13 protein-coding genes are annotated in these 20,178 nt (G+C 55.1%); 7 read left to right on the top strand and 6 right to left on the bottom strand.

The features are described 5' to 3' along the window. Positions 1-102: 102 nt before the first annotated feature. The 6 genes from VM554_05755 to VM554_05730 all read right to left on the bottom strand — a co-directional run bounded on the left by VM554_05755 (position 103) and on the right by VM554_05730 (position 8,890). Complete coding sequence (locus tag VM554_05755) at positions 103-873, bottom strand: hypothetical protein (protein HVJ07868.1); 771 nt, start codon at positions 871-873, stop codon at positions 103-105. 193 nt (positions 874-1,066) lie between these two features. Then, positions 1,067-4,561, bottom strand: a complete 3,495-nt coding sequence (locus tag VM554_05750) for a DEAD/DEAH box helicase (GenBank protein HVJ07867.1) — start codon at positions 4,559-4,561, stop codon at positions 1,067-1,069. Beyond that, complete coding sequence (locus VM554_05745; GenBank protein ID HVJ07866.1) at positions 4,551-5,297, bottom strand: Hachiman antiphage defense system protein HamA; 747 nt, start codon at positions 5,295-5,297, stop codon at positions 4,551-4,553. The genes VM554_05750 and VM554_05745 overlap by 11 nt, the downstream gene beginning before the upstream one ends. A 181-nt stretch (positions 5,298-5,478) precedes the next feature. Continuing rightward, positions 5,479-6,156 (bottom strand): hypothetical protein, encoded by a 678-nt coding sequence (locus tag VM554_05740; protein HVJ07865.1) that lies wholly within the window; start codon positions 6,154-6,156, stop codon positions 5,479-5,481. Between the two features lie 5 nt (positions 6,157-6,161). After that, positions 6,162-7,574, bottom strand: a complete 1,413-nt coding sequence (locus tag VM554_05735; protein HVJ07864.1) for a hypothetical protein — start codon at positions 7,572-7,574, stop codon at positions 6,162-6,164. Next, positions 7,571-8,890, bottom strand: a complete 1,320-nt coding sequence (locus VM554_05730) for a DUF4365 domain-containing protein (protein HVJ07863.1) — start codon at positions 8,888-8,890, stop codon at positions 7,571-7,573. The genes VM554_05735 and VM554_05730 overlap by 4 nt, the downstream gene beginning before the upstream one ends. 507 nt (positions 8,891-9,397) lie before the next feature. Between VM554_05730 and VM554_05725 the strand changes: the two genes are divergently transcribed. The 7 genes from VM554_05725 to VM554_05695 all read left to right on the top strand — a co-directional run bounded on the left by VM554_05725 (position 9,398) and on the right by VM554_05695 (position 20,138). Next, complete coding sequence (locus VM554_05725) at positions 9,398-10,366, top strand: ArdC family protein (protein ID HVJ07862.1); 969 nt, start codon at positions 9,398-9,400, stop codon at positions 10,364-10,366. Beyond that, complete coding sequence (locus VM554_05720; GenBank protein ID HVJ07861.1) at positions 10,366-10,785, top strand: hypothetical protein; 420 nt, start codon at positions 10,366-10,368, stop codon at positions 10,783-10,785. The genes VM554_05725 and VM554_05720 overlap by 1 nt, the downstream gene beginning before the upstream one ends. An 8-nt stretch (positions 10,786-10,793) precedes the next feature. Next, on the top strand, positions 10,794-12,461 hold the full coding sequence (locus tag VM554_05715; GenBank protein ID HVJ07860.1) for a ParB/RepB/Spo0J family partition protein: 1,668 nt from the start codon (positions 10,794-10,796) through the stop codon (positions 12,459-12,461). 357 nt (positions 12,462-12,818) lie between these two features. Beyond that, a complete protein-coding gene (locus VM554_05710) occupies positions 12,819-14,816 on the top strand; it encodes a class I SAM-dependent DNA methyltransferase (protein ID HVJ07859.1) in 1,998 nt (665 codons plus the stop codon). Then, positions 14,813-15,841, top strand: a complete 1,029-nt coding sequence (locus VM554_05705) for a PDDEXK nuclease domain-containing protein (protein ID HVJ07858.1) — start codon at positions 14,813-14,815, stop codon at positions 15,839-15,841. Before VM554_05710 ends, VM554_05705 begins: the two co-directional genes overlap by 4 nt. After that, positions 15,838-17,130: a restriction endonuclease subunit S gene (locus VM554_05700; protein ID HVJ07857.1), complete on the top strand. Its 1,293-nt coding sequence runs from the start codon at positions 15,838-15,840 to the stop codon at positions 17,128-17,130. Before VM554_05705 ends, VM554_05700 begins: the two co-directional genes overlap by 4 nt. Next, positions 17,121-20,138, top strand: a complete 3,018-nt coding sequence (locus tag VM554_05695) for a type I restriction endonuclease (GenBank protein HVJ07856.1) — start codon at positions 17,121-17,123, stop codon at positions 20,136-20,138. The genes VM554_05700 and VM554_05695 overlap by 10 nt, the downstream gene beginning before the upstream one ends. Positions 20,139-20,178: the final 40 nt, after the last annotated feature.

The following is a 20,178-nucleotide window of genomic DNA, read 5'->3' as shown; positions in this document are numbered from 1 at the left end:
ATGTGATCTATCTTTTTATTCCTGGCGACGCGAACTCAGGGAAAACCGAAACGATTTCCCAATGCCCCTGAGCCCCGTTCGAGCCATCGATCAACTTGTCGCTCAGGTGGCCGAATTATACTGTGGAGGCCAATACTCATCCACCACCGACGGAGTCATCGCGGCATTCTCCCACTTTATTTTTCTGCGCAGGCCGAAGGTTACTCGGTGTTCTCGGTCATAAACGTCCAGGTAACGCGCATAGCCGTAAATGTGAATAGTGAATTCGCCCGACACCATTCGCTGAGAAAGCTCGCTCATGTTGTAGTCAGTTTCTATTTGCACGAAGTGACCTATCGAATCATTGGGGACGAGCAAGCGAGTAGCAGGAGCCTGCTCCTCCCCATACTTAGGCTCTTCTCTAGCGGGAGATCCATACTCCTGCAATACAGCTCTTGCTGATATTGCCTGGAGCTGAGCTGGTGTGACCCCAACATTTTTAATGGCGAGCTTAAGCTCTCGCACTGCCCGCTCACCCTCGATCTTGATTCTGTTTCGATAAGAGTTCACGTCCAAGGGTTCAGGTTTCACGAGAAGCCATGCTCGTTGTCCCTTTAGCACAGCTTCTGCATTCAGCGTAGCCGCCTTCGTTTGCCGGTAGAGGAAGAACACCGATGCGAAGCCACCACATGCGACAAGCACGTTAAACACAAAAGGCAGCCAGAAGTGCCATGAGTTGTCGTTGAGGAGCGAAACTGAATAGACCGGTGCGCTTGCCTGACTCGCCCCAATTGTGGGTTCAGGCGCAGCCATATCCTTCCGCACAGAACTCGATTGAGCAACTGCCAGAACTACCCCGAAGGCCAACAAACAGAGCAGCGCAACACGCTTCATTATTTCCATCCAGAACAGATCAGATGTGTGCCATATTGTCCTCTTGAAGCATAACCGGAACCGCCTCCATTTCTCCATTGGCGATACGAGGCTATTCAGCTGCCACATTCAATTGGCCGCGGTTCGCAAAATACCTGCCTGTTTGCCTTTAGTACGCGATCTATGGAGGCTGTCATGCTATCACGAGTATTCGTCAGTTCATTGCGTAGTTCGCTGGACCGTACAGCGTAACCAACAGTTTTCCATCGTCGCCGGTCATTGCTTCTGTGTGCCACCCAGTACAGTCGAACGGCATCGATATCCGACCCACTGGCCATAAGTTACTGTTGCAGACCATTCCTGTGCTGTCCGCCTTAGGAATGACTCTCACGAATGTCTTTGGCGGTAGAGGGACTCCATTCCATTGAACATCGAGAGACATTTGCAGGTGCTTCCACTCCCGCGGCGAATCGATATCCTCTCGCGTTACAAACCGATTCCACAACAAGTGCTGGTCGTTGCTATCCCAGAAGTCCCTTTGTGCCAACAGTTGTTCATTTTTCGAAAGCCAAAGCTTCGCTCCGAGTATGTCCTTGAACTGAGCCGTCGCCCTCTCGGTCGCCCAGATAGCGGCGGTCCGCGAAGCCAATCCAAGCTGGCAAAGAAGCGCCGCAGAGTGACTGCTTACGCCATAGGTCAATGCAAGTGCGGGGCCTTCCCCAAGCTCGGTGAACCGGGGATGCGCCATCGCAATTGCCTGCACGCGCACGGCCTCTGCGGCCCATACCAACTTGAAGGATATGGCATCTTGCAGGAAGACCTGTATTCGATTGGCGTCATGCCCCGTCCGATCCTTCAGAATCTCTGCCGCCGGGACTCCAGCGATCCATTCTTGAAGGGCAGTTTCCCAGGATTCCGGCAACGTCCTTACGCCGAAAAACGCGTGCCTCAGCACAACTTGCGCAAAATGGACGGCAGCTTCGCCTGCCAACTGCGCGTCACCGGCTACAAAGGCTGAGTGCAAATCTGCCAGACTGTCAATCAATCTATCGCGATGGTTGTCAAGAAACAGACCTGGTTCCATGCCAAGTCCCGAAGCGTACAGTGCCGATCGCTGTTGGGCCGAGGTCCGATTCCATAGCCACGTCGCCCGCGAAATCAACACATTCCGTTCAACCGACTGCGTCGGCTCATTATGCCGATTGAGCGTCCTCCTCCAAAGAGATCCGTTGAGCGTTTCGTCCAGAAGAGTGGCGATCTGAGTAACATCGGCACCGAGTTGATCGATGGTGGATAGGATTGCTACATCCAAGTCGGCAAGATCAGCGGATAAACGCTGCGTCGTCGCCTCCGACTCATCCTCCTCTTCGTCATTCGACTCAGAAAGACGCGGGTCATCCCAAAGTGCCGGATTGTTCAGAATGTACTCTGAGAAATTATTCGGATGGACCCCAAGCAAGGAAGCAATTCGATGAACCAAATTCATAACAAGACGCGCGAGTCCGCTTACAAGGCGCTGTCCAGTCGATTCCTTGATGAGGTGGGAAAAATCCCTATGCAGGCTCTCTCTCTTGCTCGCGTCAAAACTCGGAAGTACCGCAATCCCATCGAGATCGACGAACGCTCTCCCAACTCTCCCGAGCACATTGGAGAACTCAGCCTCCGGGATACATTTCCACTGCCCCTGCTCGTATCGTTGAAGAGATCGGAACACAAGAACACTGCACGACAGATCGAGGCCTTGAGCGAGCGTTGGCGACGCGATCACAACGCGGAGCTTTCGTTGATGGAGAAGCTGTTCGATAACACTCAGAAACGGCCTGGGAAGTGCTCCGTGATGGATTCCAATGCCCGCCTGAAGCGCACTGTATGCACAATGAGACTCGCCAAGCCATTCACGCCCAATCGCAGCGGCGAACTCAAAATCGGACGCCGCCAATGGATGAACGTGGTCCAAATAGCCTTGTTTCGATGCCTGAAGAAATGCCTTCGCCAAACTCTCGGTCTGTTTGCGGACGGGACAGTACACGAGAACGGAATGGCCATCTCCCGCGAACGCATCTACTGTCGCGACATGAAACTCCGCTTCGTCGTTCGGAAACTTCTTGCGCCGACGTCCTTTCGCTGCACGGATCTTTACGAAATTCGGTACGAATGCATCTTCTTCCCGGAAGTTCAACCATGCCGACTCAGATGATGTCGCCCAATCTAGCGTCGCAATACGCTGGCGGGTGGGACGCCACGAGACCTGAACCGGAGCGCCGGGCTCATCGCTGCGTAGCCACTTCGTGAAATCTTCGAAATACGGGTCTTCTGCGTTGAACATTGCGGACAGACAAACAATGCGCCTCTGCTGGGCGTCGCCCCTGCGCAGCAGCTTTTGAACTAACGCCTCGTACCGGAGTTCGCGACTTCCAAGGCCAATCATATGACCTTCATCGAAGACAATCAGACCAACATCGTTTAGTACATCTGGATCTTGACGCATCGCGAAATCGAGTTTTTCTGGCGTTGCAACGACGATACTTGCACTTGCCAGGGTTTGTGAGTCCGCTATCGTTGCGCCGGCCGCGCCGTACAACGAGGTTACAGTAAATCCAAGCGGCACGAAGGAACGAGCCAATACGCGTTCAACCTGAGCCGAAAGAGCGCGTAGAGGCGTCACATAAACCACGCGCTTTCGGCTCGCTAGGGTACACAGGATGCAAAGTTCGGCGATCCGCGTTTTGCCAGCACTCGTCGGAAGAGCAATCACCAAATCGTCGGTTAGATCGATCGCTCGTTTTGCTGCATCGAGCTGGGACGGCCACAATTCCATTTGAGGCGGACGCCTTACGCTCATCTGAGCGATGAAATTCGAGCGTAGTCTCGGCCAATCCTCCTGCCCAGCGCTTGGGCCTTCCAGCGGCAAACGTTGATGCAGGTTCGAATCCCAAAGATCTTCCAGAAGATGCAAAGTGAGCGTTGCGACCCACCAGGTCGACAGTTGGCCGCTCTGAGCAGACGCGGCGACAAGCCGCCTCAGCAAATCTATCGCGCTCTCGAATAGCTCTCTGTTCCCGAAGAGCAATCCCGAGTCCGCTGTCCCAATTGCCCAAACGTAGGCATTCGTCGCAGCAATAACAACTGCCTCATCCGTATCGAACGCGTCGTCCGCGTTCAATAGACGCGCCGCGATCTGGTCGTCGCTCCTGGTTGCGTCGGAGAACCAGCCGATCACCTGCTCCCGAAGGATGCTCATATCCTTCCGCAGAATCAAGGCCAGACAACGTTCCTGAGTAGACAGGTTCGCCTCTAGCGCCGGGACTGGCAGCATGGAGTACGAACGGGCAGCATAGCCTGCCAAGTAAAATGCGGTCGCGCTGACCACCAGATGCCTGCCTCTGTCTCGACTCTCGCCCGTATCCCTGCGCACCGCCGACTCGATCGCTTCCGCCGCGACACGAAAAGCATCCGATGTCAGGAATGCGGTGCCCGGTTCGCGTGTTCGATTTGCGTCGCGCAATTCGAGAGCGAGGACCAGCACCCCATAGCCGAAATCCAATAGATCAAGAGTAAGTGAAGGAGCGAACGCGGGAGCCCCAAACGGCAACACTCCGTCGCGCCAGAGAAGCCCGCGGGCCAGGCCCTTAGCCAAGAGTCGTCCCCGAGCCGTCGGGGCAATCAACTCGTTCAATCGTTCGACAATCGTCTCGACGTTATTTGCCATCTACGGTGTAGACCGCCTTCATGAAGTCTGCATAAGCCGATAACCTAATAGCCGCGTGTTGTCGCTGTATGCCATTGACCTTTGCCTTAGGGCATTTTGCGAGAGATGGAGTCGGATCGTTGCCGCCAAGCGCGAAAACCATCTGGATGAGATTCTTGGCTGGGAGCGGGTCCTTGGTCTGAAGCTCGCTCCACATCTTTGCTTCATCGTCCCTATTATCTTCAAACAATCGCTTCGTGATGAATGCTAGAGTAGATGGGTTAGGTCGCCCGTCGAAGCCATCAAGGCCATTGCTGGCTTCGGTGACGGCACTGTCACCGAATTGATTCCGGCTCTTGCATTCACATTTGAGAATCCTGCGCGGACTGCTTGTGTAGTTGAGACCGAGTACATCATTCCCATGCATCGGCATCTGTCGGTCGCTCTTCCATTTCAGCTTCTTAATCGGGGCAGTGAATTCCGTCTGCGAGTTTACGTATTCCGTAGCCAGCAGTTCTCCCAGATCGCCAGATTGTGTGCGCTTGTTCGTGGGGAGACTATTTTTGAGGACGGTGGAGGCTTTCTCATAGCCGCCTAACTTTAGGACGGTCACTTCTCCAACGAAGTGGTCCGCCATAAGAGGTCTCAGTAATTCTAGACCGATCTCCTGGCCGTCCTTCTTTTCGACAAAGTAGTCGATCCCCGTGCCAGACGGGGAACCAGGCTCCAACCATTTTGAGAATAGGTCGCTTGGCACAGGCACATCCTGCTTAGCATAATAGATGCGTTGCCGTCCATCTTATTGTAATCAGGGTAGATATGCCAAGTTTTCGTGCGGTGCGATACGAATAGTCGCTCTACCCGGAACCTGGGAAGTCTGAGAATGAGGTATAGAGACAGTGACCGACTCAACAAATCCTGATAAGGTCTATATCCCTTCAGTGTTTGGTTAGATGATGAGAATGCGATTCATCCTCGAACTCACCGACAACTGACTTCCCGAACTTGGCCCATCGATCATTCTCAATCAATGTGGATCGAACGACCTCGATGTCCTCTGTGTCACCGAGTTCCCTTAGCGCAGATTTAACCGACTCGGCAACTGACCGCGGCATCCATGGACTCAGATACACACGATCGATACAAGAGAGCGGAATGTCGATATCGACATAGGATCTAGGTTTGCCCTGATCCTCAAAGATCACACGGTATTCCGATTCTGGCTTGAACGGAGCTCTTTTCATAAAGGGAAGGTTAGTGATACCTTTCGAAGTTTGCGCGAGTTCACTCAGGGGAATGTATGAAACTCGCCTCCCTCTGATCCCGCCGTATTGATTCAACTCTGCCAAGAGCTCTTCTTTGTGGAAGCTGATGCATACGCCACTCGAACCAGCAGCGAACACGCTCCAATGGTGATAAGTCTCGGTCTCCTGAGAGAAGCAGACTGCTAATAGGGTATCGAGCTGCTTCTTCTCCTTATACAGGCGCATAAACAGTGAGTCGTTCCTATCATCCCAAGTTTCTGGATCAAGAAAGGTCAGCGCCTTCGTAGAGAGGAGGTGTATGAGAGACGGCAGATTACTATAGCGTCGCAAGAATTTCTTAGTCAGTGTCATTCGACTCACATGTAGAAACTGTAGCGCGGTTCGATCCGCTGATTATCCTGGCAGTGTTTGAGGACATTACCTACACTCTGTGCTGCCGTGAGAGTTAGAGGCATACCGCCGTCGAACTGGGTGCTATTCCAATTCATCTTCGTCAACGCCAGAATCTCTCTTGCATGACCCAGCGGCGTCTGGTCTCCTGCGGCGATCTTGATAGAGACTGGTTTGGGAACGTACATGCCAGGATATGTTTCAAAGAACGGCACACTCCCTTTGGTATAAAGCACTCCGCTCCGGCCGCTTGTCTGGAGAAAGGTGCCGCGCAGTGGCGGGTAGACCCCGTCTCGGTATAGACGGATCTCCGAGTCATTAACATGGATGAGGTCGTAGATGTCGATGCGCGCCTCCTTGATAGCCTTCCTGGCTCCGGCTTCCTCCTCCTGAGAAAAAGGGGAACTCTTGTGGATGACCACGCGAGCCGGCAAAGTGCGATGAACATCACGGTACTTTGCTAGGGCATCGGTGATCAATGCCTGACAATCGTCTCCAGACAGGTGCGGCTGCCTGTCGTCCTTCGAGAGCGAGGCAGACCCGCCGCGGACGACAACACCCTCTCCAAGTTCATTAAAGACCTGGGCCATGCTGGTGGTGAGCCGCGATCGGTCCAGACTTTCAAAAAAACTAATGCCGACGAAGCAAGCGGAGAACTGGGAAGGGTCGCGTACCAGACGCCACGGCGTGCCCCCAGCTTTGTAATACAAGGCTGAAAAGATATTCCAAGCACGGGTTGCTTCATCCTGTAGGGGGCGGGGTATGCCAGTCCGCTTGAGTTTCCGGGCTTTTGATTCATCGTAGGTGCTGGGCAGAATCAGTTGGATGGGAATCCGCCATTGCATCGTTCTCGCCTTAAGCAGATGATGAAGGTCTTTCCGCCCCGGACTCTTCCTCTCTTCATAGAGCATTTCCAGAAGCTCTACTGGGAGCGCGCACATGATGACATTGGGATTGCTGTTTTCCGCCAAGAATTCCACTTCTTTGATGAAAAGATCGACCGCTCTTTCGACTCGGTCTGCGATAGTAGCCTCATCGGAGACTGTCTCCAAAGAGGTGTTGGTAAGCGTCCGCGCGAGCGAGGCATCCGTAACGAAGGCGCAGCAGAACGAGCTTGTCGAAGAAATGGGCGGAAATGGAGGAAATAAATTGGGCTGCTTCGTTTGTTTCTGTGTCACGCCTTGAGAGCACTTTTCGATCCAGCGAGTGGTTCCTTCAACGGTCTCCGTCGTGCCGATCAGTCCTATTCTGACTTCCTTCGGCGCGCGCGAAGACTGAAGATCAAAAGGGCCATAGTCGCGGATGCCGAAGCGGATATCGACATGACGATTGCCGCCACCGAATTCGAGTTCCGGTTCTTCGAGAATCGTAAGATTCATAGTTCTAGCTCTGCCTGCTCCTCTTGATCTTCGGCAAAAACGGTCTCTTGGCGATCTTTCTCTTCCCGTTTTACCCAGTCCGCATCCTCGAAGCCGCTATCGGCGGTGAACTGCATCAAGGGATAAAACTTGAGCAAGTTGTGGCGGCTGAACAACGTGTCTTTTTGGAGAAAGTCGGCCCACATGAACACCTGGCCGTGTACTGCCTGGTTGTTCTCCAATCGCTTGATGCCGCTCAGAGCGTCCGCGCTGAATCGACTATCTCGGTAACCGTCTTTAGTGAATCGATAGGTTGGCGTGATTTGCAGAAACCAGTTTCCATCCAACTCCAGAAAATGCCCAAAGAAGGCCACATGCCGGAAGTACGAGGTGCGCTCAGGATCGAGTTTGGATTGATACCGCTTGAACACCTCACGGCTGGCGTTCTTGCGTCTGCTGCGGTACTTCCGCTTGCGGTCGCTCAGATCATCGCTGGCCCGGTGAAAGTAAAACTTGTCCATATTGGAAAAGTGGATGTCATCTTCACGCAGTTGGTCCTGCAACGTGACGTTCAGCAACTCAACGAAGAGCTTTTTTCTGTCCGCGTCGTGCGTCATCGACCATTCGAAGGTAAGATCGCTTTCGACTGTGCCGACATCGACGATATCCTGCCACTGCGTAGCGGAAAGATCATGAAACGAATACACGACGGAGCCATGAATGGTGAATCCTCGACAAACATCTCGCCCAGATGGCTTGGCGAGACTAAAGAGATGGTCTAAGGCTTGCTTCCGGGCTGGGAACGTTGTGCGGGCATGGTAATACCGCTCCGGAAACTGGGCCACCGGCAACAAGTCCGTGAAAATGGTCTCCTGTTTTGGGGTCGTTCCCAAATATAGGCCGCCATCGTCGGGGAGAGCCAGCTTGCGGAGGTCGTGCTCGGCAGTTTGGTCGAAGCCGTGTTGAGCTTTCACGAAGCGCATCTTGCGCGAGGCCCTGCGAATCGGATCGGAGAAGTAATCCTTTACCGAGAGCCAGTACGCTTCATCCGTTCTTGGCCGCGAATAGACCAGGATTACGGGGAGATTTCCTTTGAGCCAATAGCGAAGGTCCCGTTCACTACATGTGTAGGTCAACTCAGTTGCGGTCTCACCCTCAAAAGCGCCATCGGTAGCTTTGCTTTGCACGGAGAGGATCAGATTCGTGACCTCGGCGTTTTCATTTCGAATCTCTAAGCGGCCGTCAATGCCCGCTTCAACGCCTCCACTCGGGTACCAGAGATAGCCCATTTCCAAGATGCGCCGCTCGATGAGGTTAACTCCTCGCGCGCCGATCATGTCTGAATTCCCGATCTTCTTTGGGAGAGTCCGAATCGGTTTTACCATCTCTGCCTCCGATTTAGTTCATTTTATTGCACAAGTTTTGTTGCAGCTCTAAAAATCCAACTAGTTGTGATCTTTACTTGAGCAGACAATGCCGGGAGGAGGTCTCCTCCCGCACTGCGACTAATGTTGCGTTCTACGCTCCCCACCTCTGCGGGCCTGTTCCTGCCCGCAACGCCGGCCCTCAAATCCATGCGGAGAAATTCCTAAATTTCTTCTTTCATCGAGTGCCCCCGCTTCATGCGGCTTTATGGCAAAGCCGGTCGGAACCCGTCAAGGGTCTTCGCTGACGCTCGATGAACGGCAACAAACGCCGCCCTTGACCGAACCCGCCTCGCCCCTGCCCGCCGCGCAAGACATGAAGCGGGGGCACTCAACAAAAGAAATTTGGTTGAGAGCCAGAGGCGAAATGCCCTCCTTCAGAATCTTGCCCCACGCGGGCACCACAGGAGAGCGAACATCATGTCCATCACCAACAGCGCAGCCACCCACCACGCGCCGCACAGGAAAAATGCGGCGCAGCCTATCCGCAGCGATTCGCCCTATCAGGGGCGCACGGCGCAGAAAGATAACCCCACGCAGGCCATCATCCGGCAGGCCGTGGACTTCCTCATTCAGCAAGTGCAGGAGGGCAAGAGCGAAACCTTGACCGTGTATCTGGCGGCAATGTCGCGTTTCCGCAATTACAGCTTTGGCAACATCCTCGCCATTGCACGGCAGAGGCCCACCGCAACCCGCGTCGCCGGTTACGGCGCATGGAAGGAGCTTGGCCGGTTTGTGAAACGCGGCGAGAAGGGCATCCAGATTCTCGCGCCCATGACCGGATACCGTCGCAGGAAAGACGGTGCGGAGCGGGAGAACGACGAGAAGCCGCACCCCGTTCTTATTGGGTTCCGCGCGGTTCACGTTTTCGATGTTTCGCAGACCGAAGGCGCAGACCTGCCAGAGTTTGAAATCGCCGTCACTGGAGAAGTGGGCGATTATCGTGACCGTCTGCGGAATTTCCTCGCAGAACGGGCTATCGAGCTTGTTTACAGCGAAAACATCGCCCCAGCGTTCGGCGTCAGCTACGGCGGCAAAATCGCCCTGCTACACGGCCAATCCCAAGCGCAGGAGTTCGTGACGCTGGTACATGAGGCGGCGCATGAGCTCTTGCACCGGGCCGAGCGGCGCACCTTCACCACGCCCACAGTGCGCGAAACGGAAGCAGAGGCCGTGGCCTTTGTTGTCGGCCAAGCAATCGGCTTGGAGATGGGAACCACGTCAAGCGACTACATCCAGATGTATAGCGGCAATGCCGCGCTCTTAGCCGAGAGTCTTGAGGTCATCCAGCGCACGTCCGCTGTGATTCTCAGCGCCTTGCAGCCGCCTGTAAGCAACGAGACGCAGTCAACCGCGCCCGCCACCGATGCACTAGAGGAGGTGGCGTGATGCAGACCTTGCTTCGCATCCTAGAGCGGGCCGGAGGCTACCGGCCTTCGCTCTACCTCAAGATCGAGAACGCGCCCTATATGGCCCTTGTGATCGAGGCCGCAGGAGAGCCGGGGCCGCTCGGACTGCCCTCAATCTCCGTTGCCCACTACGGCGAACAGAACGGCGACCTGATGCGCGACCCGGAGATGTGTTTCGAGCTAGTCAAGCCTCTTGGCTGTGATTTGTCTCTTGACCCGTATTACTGGCGCAACGACTACGTCGGCGTTGAGCAGTGGTCTCGCAATCTCGTGCGCGGGAACTATGTTGCTCTTGTTGAATTGCACGACCAGCATCAACGCTTTGCCGCCGGGTGGGACAAGAACCTCAAGTTGCAGGGGTTTGCTGACGCCTTCATGGACAAATCTATTCGCGGCTAGTCCTCTCCATGTGCGGAGCGGAACAGCTAGCGTGTCTTCGCTCCGCGTGTCCTCATCCTTCAACCGCTCGAAAGGAGCTTGTCACCATGACCACTACGGCTATCAACACTCCCGAATACCGCGATGTGCCTCTCGCGTTGCTCGTTCCATCTACCACCAACCCCCGCCGCCGTTTCGACGAGGCGTTTCTAAGAGAACTGGCCGCCAGCATTCAAGCGAATGGCGTTCTGACTCCGCTGCTGGTTCGGCCCAAGGACGAACATCTCGAAATCGTCTTTGGCGAACAGCGTTACCGCGCCGCGCAGATTGCTGGAGCCGCAACCATTCCGGTCCGCATCCGCGAGATGACCGACGCGCAGGTGTTAGAAGCACAGCTTGTCGAGAACCTTCAGCGGCGCGATGTTCACCCGATGGAGGAGGCGCAGGGTTTTAAGGCGCTTCTCGATTTGGAGGAACCGAAGTACAGCATCGAACTCATCGCCTCTCGCACGGGTAAGTCGGCGGTGTTTGTGGCAACCCGCCTCAAGCTGGTTGACCTCATCTCGACTGTGGTCGACGCGTTTTACAGGGACGAGATCGGCGTGGGACACGCGCTGCTTTTGGCACGGCTCCAGCTCGGCCAACAGGAACAGGCCCTTGCCGCCTGCTTCCGCGAGGATTGGGCGGGCGGCGGCAAGGCCAAACGCATCCTGCTTCCGGTCCGTCAACTGCAAAGCTGGATTGAGCAGAATGTCTTGCTCCTCCTTAAAGACGCGCCCTTCAACAAACGTGACGCGCAGCTTGTCCCGGCGGCGGGCAGTTGCCTCGAATGCCCGAAGAGCACCGGGCATAGCAAACTGCTATTTTCGGATTTCGGTAAGCAGGATGCTTGTAGCGATCCTGCCTGCCATCAAGCCAAAGTCAGTGCCCACATCGCAAAGACGATTGCTGCGAAGCCTGAATTAGTACAGATCAGCACGGCCTACGGCGGCCAGAAGGAAGGCAGTCCGGTACTCCCACGCAACAAGTACACCGAGCTTCACAAGCCGACCAGCAAGGAAGACGCCAAGCGTTCTGAGTTCAAGGTGTGTAAGTACACCGCCGACGCCATCATCACGGAAGGAACCGGCATCGGCACCTTGCAGAAGGTGTGTGCCAATCCTTCCTGCCCGGTGCATCATCCGAAGCAGCAGCGCAGCCGCGAAGACGAGAAATGGAAGGCCGAGCAGGAGAAGCAACGGAAAGAGCAAGCCATCGCCAATGCGACGGGCCTCCGCGTACTCGCCGCTGTGAGCGCTGCTGTTCCTGTCCGTCTGATGAAGCGTGACCTGCTTTTCATTCTTGAGAAGCTGGTCAGTGTGATGGATGAGCGCCGCGTCGAGTCCCTTGCCCGGCAGCACGGCATCCGACAGAAACGTGATGACGGAGGCATTGCAAAAACGTTCAGTGCCTTCCTTCGCCGCGCCGACGAAGGGACACTTTCACGGATGCTGGTAGAGGGGGCCATCATGCTTGCCGCGACGAAAGCGAATCCGGCAGTGGTTCTGCGTGATGCCGCCGCCGCTTATAAGGTGGATACTGATGCCATTGCAGCCAAGGTCAAGCTGGAGTTCGCCGCGAAAATGAAGAAGCAGGCTGCGCGAAAGGAAATACAGAAGCCGCCCGCCAAGATCGCCAAGAATGCCGCAGCGGCTTAACAGGAACCAATTGAAGCAACTCGCGGAGCCTGAAACCCCAGGCTCCGTTATTTTCTCCTCGTTACCCGTCTTCCCGCCCTCATTTGCGCTCCATAATAGCCGGAGGCCATGTTTTTCCCACCCGACGGGCAGGCACCTTCCCACGCCACGGCTCAAGGTGACGCGAAGCCAATTGCAGATCGATCATCCGGTTGCCTCCAAGCCACCTTTACACGAGAAAGCTGGATGAGCGACACTTTGACCTGTAATTCATTTGAAATCTTGGCTCGAAGACTGTGCGCTAGCTACATGAAACCCCACGGATGACGACGTAAGAGCCAAAGGGACTCAGCTCGGGTCGCGCCTTGAGGAAGAATTTTGTCGAACTTCAGTGAGCGAGTCTCCTTTATCTGGTCGGTTGCCGACCTGCTTCGTGGCCCTTATAAGCCTGCACAATATGGCAAGGTGATCCTGCCTCTAACGGTTCTGCGCAGGCTTGATTGCGTCCTGGAGCCTACCAAACAGAAAGTCTTGGACAAGGCGGCATCTCTCAAGGCAAGCGGAATCAAGGACATTGAGCCTATTTTGAATAAGGCTGCTGGGCAGAAATTTCACAATACCAGTAAATGGGACTTCCAGAGGCTCAAGGGCGATCCGGATAAGATTTCAACCAATCTGGCCCACTACATCAAGACCTTTTCCTCAAAGGCGCGCCAGATCTTCGAGTTTTTTGAATTTGAGAAGGAAATCGCCAAGCTGGCAGAGGCCAACCGGCTCTACCTTGTCGTTTCCAAATTCGCCGAGATTGATCTTCACCCGTCCGTCGTTCCCAACTACGAGATGGGTTTGATCTTCGAGGATCTGATTCGGCGTTTCAATGAAGCTTCGAATGAAACAGCCGGCGATCACTTCACTCCGCGCGAAGTGATCCGTCTTATGGTCAACCTGCTCTTTACTCCAGATTCCCAGGTTTTGCGGACTCCAGGCACCATCCGGACGCTGTACGATCCGGCCTGCGGAACCGGCGGCATGCTCAGTGTGGCGGAAGAGTTCCTTCGCGAGTTAAATCCGGACGCCAAGCTGGAAGTCTTCGGCCAGGACTACAACAACGAAGCCTTCGCCATTTGCTGTTCCGACATGATGATCAAGGGGCAGCATTCGGACAACATCAAATTTGGGGACAGCTTTACTCAGGACGGACTCGCCGGAAAGAAGTTCGACTACCTGCTTGCTAATCCTCCCTTTGGTGTCGAGTGGAAGCCGCAGGCGGATAAGATCGTTGCCGAGCATGAGGAGAAGGGATTCGATGGCCGGTTCGGTCCCGGCCTTCCCCGCATCAACGATGGTTCTCTCCTCTTCATCATGCACATGATTGCGAAGATGAAGCCGGAAGGGTCGCGCCTAGCCATTGTCTTCAATGGCTCGCCGCTCTTCACCGGCGACGCCGGATCGGGTGAAAGCGAGATTCGCAAATGGATCATCGAGTCGGATTGGCTTGAGGCCATCGTCGCGTTGCCGACCGAGATGTTCTACAACACGGGCATCGCCACCTATATATGGATACTCACCAACCGCAAACGCCGCGAGCGCCGCGGCAAGGTTCAGCTCATCAACGCAACCGATCTTTATGTGAAGATGCGCAAGAACCTCGGCAATAAGCGTAACGAACTCTCTAGCGAGAACATCGCGGAGATTGTCGATTTATATGGCGACCTCACGAAAAATGGCCGCTCAAAGCTCTTCGACAATCGAGACTTCGGCTTTCACCAGATTACGGTTGAGCGTCCGCTCAAGCTGGCATTCCAGGTTACGCCGGAGCGCATCGAGGCACTCAAGGAAGAGAGCGCCTTCCAGAAGCTGGCAACCACCAAGAAGAAAGGCCGTGAAGGCAAGAGCGAGATCGAGGTCGGGCAAGCCCTCCAGCGTGAAATTGAGCAAATGTTGAAAACGATGGACGCTTCCGTCGTGGACAAGAGCCGTTCCGTGTTCGAAGAGCGTCTGGTTTCTGCTATCGACGAAGCCGGGATCAAGATTCCCGCGCCGTTGCGCAAGGCCATCTTCAATGTCATGTCGGAGCGCGATGAATCTGCCGAGATTTGCCGCGACACGGACGGTAACCCAGAACCCGACACCGAACTGCGCGACCACGAGAACGTCCCGTTGAAAGAGAACATCCACGCCTACTTCAAGCGTGAGGTTCTGCCGCATGTGCCAGACGCTTGGATCGATGAGTCGAAGACCCGCGTCGGTTACGAGATTCCCTTTAATCGCCACTTCTATGTGTTCAAGCCGCCGCGCCCGCTCGATGAGATCGACGCCGAGCTGAAGGCCGTCGCCGGCCGCATCATGACTATGCTGGAGGGACTAGCCGAATGAGCAAAATCCTCGATCCCCGTAACGGCGCTCCCGAAGAGCAGGGATTCGTCGAGATTCTTCGTTTGATCGATGCTAGTAGAGGCCGTGTGATGCAGGCCGTCAATACGGCGCTCATTGACCTTTACTGGCAGGTGGGTGAGTCCATCAGTCGCCGTCTGGCCACTGCCGAATGGGGCGAAGGCACCGTGGACCGGTTGGCTACGTTTATCGCCATTCAGATTCCTGGCCTGCGTGGATTCTCTCGAAGTAACCTCCTTAGAATGAAGCAGTTTTACGAGACCTACCGGAATGATCAAATTGTCGCACCACTGGTGCGACAATTGCCGTGGTCCCTTCACCTCATCATTCTGGGCCAGAGCAAGCGGCCGGAAGAGCGCGAGTTCTACCTTCGCATGGCCGTTCAGGAGCATTGGTCAAAGCGTCAGCTCGAACGCCAGTTCAAAGCCGCGCTCTTCGAGCAAGCGGTTCTCAATCCGCCAAAAGTGTCGCCAGTGGTGGCACAAATTCATCCCGAGGCGATCTCCATCTTCCGCGACAGCTACACCCTTGAGTTTCTCGGCTTGCCGCCGGAGCACTCAGAGGCCGATCTGCATCGCGGTCTGATTGCCCGCATGAAAGACTTTCTGCTCGAACTCGGGCGCGACTTCTGCTTTGCAGGTTCGGAGTATCCCCTGCAGGTAGGCGGTCAGGACTTCGCTCTCGACTTGCTCTTCTATCACCGGGGCTTGAATGCGCTCGTCGCAATCGAACTCAAGGTGGGCCGCTTTGAGCCTGAGTACTTGGGCAAGCTCAACTTCTATCTGGAAGCCTTGGACCGCGACGTGCGCAAGCCGCACGAGCGGCCCTCCATTGGCGTCTTGCTCTGCGCCAGCAAGGACGATGAAGTGGTCGAGTACGCGCTCAGTCGAAGCCTTAGCCCGACGCTGGTCGCCGAATACCAGACCATGTTGCCGGATAAACAACTTCTCCAGGCCAAACTCCACGAGTTCTACAGGCTCAATGCCGCGGAAGGAGAAGAGGCATGAAGCTGCCACGCTACCCGAAATACAAAGACAGCGGCGTGAAGTGGCTGGGGCAGGTGCCGGAGCACTGGGAGATTAAGCGCCTAAAGCGCTGTGTTCGATTGGTGACTAAGCGGGCGACAGAGCAGACAAACCCAATTGCGCTTGAGAACCTTGAAAGTTGGACTGGCAAGTACGTTCCTAGCGACGCCACCTATGAAGCAGAAGGAATTGCCTTCGGGGCTGGCGACATTCTCTTTGGCAAGCTGCGCCCTTACCTAGCCAAGGCATATTTGGCCACTACGGCAGGTGAAGCGGTCGGAGACTTCTTCGTCATGCGGCCTAATAAGTCCGTTCGAAGTGACTTCCTGAAGCACTTCATCTTGACGAAGAATTCTATCGATATCATTGACGGTTCAACCTATGGCGCGAAGATGCCAAGAGCAAGCTGGGATTTTCTCGGAGGTATTCCAATCCCTGTGCCTTCTTCCGATGAACAGGAGTCAATCTCTGAATTCGTGCGTATTGAGACTGCCAAGATCGATGAGCTGATCCTCGAACAGCAACAACTTATTGAACTGCTGACGGAGAAGCGGCATGCCGTCACCTCCCAGGCCGTTACCAAGGGCCTCGATCCCGACGCGCCCATGAAGCCATCCGGCGTCAAATGGCTAGACGAAGTACCAGCACACTGGGAAGTCTACCGACTTACAACTCTCTATAGAGAAATCATTGAAGCCGGAAACGATGAACTTCCGATTCTCAGCGTATCGATTCACAGTGGCGTATCGGACCGGCAGCTCGATGAAGACGAAATGGACCGAAAGGTCAATCGCAGCGAGGATACTGCAAAGTACAAGAAGGTTCTGCCGGGCGATCTCGTCTACAACATGATGCGCGCGTGGCAAGGGGGATTTGGCACGGTGACAGTGCCCGGGCAGATAAGCCCGGCCTACGTGGTAGCGTGTCCCAAAAGCGATTTCCATACTCGATTCATTGAACTGCTTTTGCGCACACCGCAGGCCATTGAGGAGATCAGGTGCAATTCATATGGCGTGACTGATTTTCGTCTACGCCTTTACTGGGACAACTTCAAGATCATTCGTGTTGCATTGCCTCCGAAAGAGGAGCAAGAGAAGATTCTTGCCCGCATTGAAAAGATGCACCAGAAGTTTGACCAGCTCATTGAAGCATCGAACTCGTCTATCGCATCGCTACAAGAGCGCCGTTCTGTCCTTATCTCCGCCGCCGTCACCGGCCAAATCGATGTGCGCAACTATTATCCCGAGGAGGTTGCCACCGTATGCCAGTAGACCACAAGGAAAAAGCCTTCGAGTCTGCAATTGAGCATCATCTGGTTACCAGCGCCGGCTACGTCAAAGCCGAGCAGGGCAACTTCCATCAGGAGCGCGCGCTCGACCCGACGCAGTTCCTTCCCTTCGTCCAAGAGACGCAGCCAAAGACCTGGGAGCGGCTGCGCAAGCTCTTGGCCGAGCGTACTGACGAAACACTGCTCGATGATCTAGCCAAAGCAATGGACACGCGCGGCTCGCTCGATGTGCTGCGCCATGGTTTCAAGTGTTATGGCGAGCCGGTCAAGGCCGCCTACTTCAAGCCAGCCACGCGCATGAATCCGGACGACCTGGCACTTTACCAGAAGAACCGCCTCACCGTAGTCCGCCAACTTCTCTTCAAAGCCACGAGTTCGCAGGCGCTCGACCTGGCGCTTTGCTTGAATGGAATCCCCGTGGTTACCGCTGAGTTGAAGAACCCGATGACCGGGCAGAGCGTTCAGAACGCAATGTGGCAGTACCGAAACGACCGCGACCCGAATGACCTGATCTTCCAGTTCAAGAAACGCGCGCTGGTTCACTTCGCAGTCGATCCCGACCTCGTTTATATGACCACGCGGCTCGCAGGCAAATCGACTTACTTTCTGCCCTTCAACAAGGGCGACGGCATGGGCGCTGGCAACCCTCCTGCGGCAGAGGGCAAGTACAAGACTTCGTACCTGTGGGAGGAAGTCTGGCAACGCGATAGCCTGCTCGACATTTTGGGCCGCTTCATGCACTTGGAGGTCACGCAAGCGGAAGTCGGCGGCAAGAAGATCAAGAAAGAGACAATGATCTTCCCGCGCTATCACCAGCTCGACGCCGTACGCAAGCTGGAAAGCACTGCTCGTGTGGAAGGCGTAGGTGCAAATTACCTGATTATGCACTCCGCCGGCAGCGGCAAGAGCAATAGCATCGCGTGGCTGGCGCACCGCCTCTCGAATCTGCACGGCGAAAATGATGAGCGCGTCTTCGATTCGGTGATTGTCGTAACGGATCGCCGCGTTCTTGACCAGCAGTTGCAGAACACGATCTATCAGTTCGAGCATCAGAGCGGCGTCGTGCAGAAGATCGACGAGGACTCGACGCAGTTGGCGGAAGCGCTCAAGTCTGGCGTGCCCATCATCATCACCACGCTTCAGAAGTTCCCCTTTGTTACAGACAAGGTTGTGGACCTACCTAACCGCAAATATGCGGTCATCGTGGATGAAGCGCACAGCTCGCAAACCGGCGAAGCTGCGGCGGAATTGAAGGGCGCGCTGGCGGGAAATGCCCTCAGGGAGAAAGCCAAACAGGAGGCAGAGGAAAGAGGGCTCGCCGATTACGAAGAAGAAATCGTTAAAGCGATGGTGAAGCGTGGCCGTCAGCCGAATCTGAGCTTCTTCGCCTTTACAGCTACACCGAAGTACAAAACGCTGGAGACCTTTGGCCGCAAAGACGAGAGCGGCAAACCGCAGCCATTTCATGTTTACTCCATGCGGCAAGCCATCGAGGAGAAATTCATTCTCGATGTGCTCCGGTATTACACGACCTACAAGACGTACTTCCGGTTGATCAAATCCATTGAGGACGATCCAAAGCTGGACAAGAAGAAGGCTGCCCGTGCGCTCGCGCGCTTCGTCAGCTTTCACCCATACAATCTGGCTCAGAAGACGGAAGTGATGATTGAGCATTTCCGCACGTTCACCAAGGCAAAGATTGGCGGACGCGCAAAGGCCATGGTGGTGACCGGCTCTCGGGAGCACGCTGTCCGCTACAAGCAGGAATTCGACAAATACATCGCAGAGAAGGGCTACCACGATATCAAGACTCTGGTCGCATTCTCGGGAACGGTGGAGCTCGACACCGGAGACGAGTACTCCGAAGTGGCGATGAACAACGGAATTCGTGAAAGCCAGTTGCCCAAGGAGTTCGCGAAGGATTCGTACCAGGTCTTGATTGTTGCAGAGAAATACCAGACCGGTTTCGACCAGCCGTTGTTGCACACGATGTACGTAGATAAGCGCCTGGACGGCGTGCAGGCCGTACAGACTCTATCGCGCCTGAACCGCACGCACGCCGGCAAGGAAGACACGTTCATCCTCGATTTCGTCAACGAGGCGGAGGACATCAGGCAAGCGTTCAAGCCGTACTACGAGATTCCGGCAATCGACCAACAGGTTGATGTGCAGCAGCTGTATGGGCTCCAGAAGAGCCTAGCCGATGAGCAGATTTACTGGGCGAACGAAGTCGAGGAGTTCGCAAAGGTCTTCTTCAGACCAAAGCAATTCCATTCGCAGACCGACCACGCGGCGATGCATCGCATTCTGAACGGCCCTGTAGAGCGGTTTGAAGCACTGACCGAAGAGAAGCAGGAGCAGTTCCGTAGCAACTTGGTAGCGTTCCGGAACCTGTACTCGTTCATGTCGCAGATCATCCCATTCCAAGACGCCGATCTTGAGAAGCTCTACGCGTTCGTTAGGTTGCTTGTGCCACGGTTGCCCAAGCGTGGCATTGGGCCGGCCGTGGTGCTTGAGGATGAGGTGGCCCTTCGGTTTTATCGTTTACAGCAGACGAGTGACGGCTCCATTGCTCTTGCGGCCGGCGAGCGGGGAACCGTTCCCGCGCCTACGGCAGTCGGCACGGGCAAAGATCGTCATGAACAGGTCGAGTTGTCTCGATTGATTGATGTCGTTAACGAGCGATTCGGGACTGACTTCAAGCCGGCTGATCAATTGTTCTTTGAACAGATCAGAGAGGAAGCCATATCCGACACCTCAATCCAGCAGGCCGCTATGGTCAATTCGCTGGAGAACTTCGGATACGTCTTCGACAAGGCGCTCGAAGATAAGTTCATCGATCGCATGGACCAGAATCAGGAGATCTTTGCTCGCTATATGAACGACAAAGACTTCCAACGTGTGGTGGCCGATTGGATGCGGAGACAGGTTTACGACGAAGTGCGTGCTCAGACATCAGAGGGTGTACCCGCAGCGGAACTGCGTCCTTAAATCAACGCTGAACTGGCACTGGGCTGGCCGACTCTTCAGT

The organism is Acidisarcina sp., from assembly GCA_035539175.1.
GTDB lineage: Bacteria > Acidobacteriota > Terriglobia > Terriglobales > Acidobacteriaceae > JANXZS01.
This window is presented reverse-complemented; position numbering and strand designations above follow the sequence as displayed.

What these genes read in the sequence shown, in the direction of transcription:
- VM554_05735 (HVJ07864.1), bottom strand. Translation starts at nt 7,574, where the DNA reads ATGAATCTTACGATTCTCGAAGAACCGGAACTCGAATTCGGTGGCGGC.
- VM554_05730 (HVJ07863.1), bottom strand. Translation starts at nt 8,890, where the DNA reads ATGATCGGCGCGCGAGGAGTTAACCTCATCGAGCGGCGCATCTTGGAA.
- VM554_05750 (HVJ07867.1), bottom strand. Translation starts at nt 4,561, where the DNA reads ATGGCAAATAACGTCGAGACGATTGTCGAACGATTGAACGAGTTGATT.
- VM554_05715 (HVJ07860.1), top strand. Translation starts at nt 10,794, where the DNA reads ATGTGCGGAGCGGAACAGCTAGCGTGTCTTCGCTCCGCGTGTCCTCAT.
- VM554_05725 (HVJ07862.1), top strand. Translation starts at nt 9,398, where the DNA reads ATGTCCATCACCAACAGCGCAGCCACCCACCACGCGCCGCACAGGAAA.
- VM554_05705 (HVJ07858.1), top strand. Translation starts at nt 14,813, where the DNA reads ATGAGCAAAATCCTCGATCCCCGTAACGGCGCTCCCGAAGAGCAGGGA.
- VM554_05700 (HVJ07857.1), top strand. Translation starts at nt 15,838, where the DNA reads ATGAAGCTGCCACGCTACCCGAAATACAAAGACAGCGGCGTGAAGTGG.
- VM554_05695 (HVJ07856.1), top strand. Translation starts at nt 17,121, where the DNA reads ATGCCAGTAGACCACAAGGAAAAAGCCTTCGAGTCTGCAATTGAGCAT.
- VM554_05755 (HVJ07868.1), bottom strand. Translation starts at nt 873, where the DNA reads ATGAAGCGTGTTGCGCTGCTCTGTTTGTTGGCCTTCGGGGTAGTTCTG.
- VM554_05740 (HVJ07865.1), bottom strand. Translation starts at nt 6,156, where the DNA reads ATGACACTGACTAAGAAATTCTTGCGACGCTATAGTAATCTGCCGTCT.
- VM554_05720 (HVJ07861.1), top strand. Translation starts at nt 10,366, where the DNA reads ATGCAGACCTTGCTTCGCATCCTAGAGCGGGCCGGAGGCTACCGGCCT.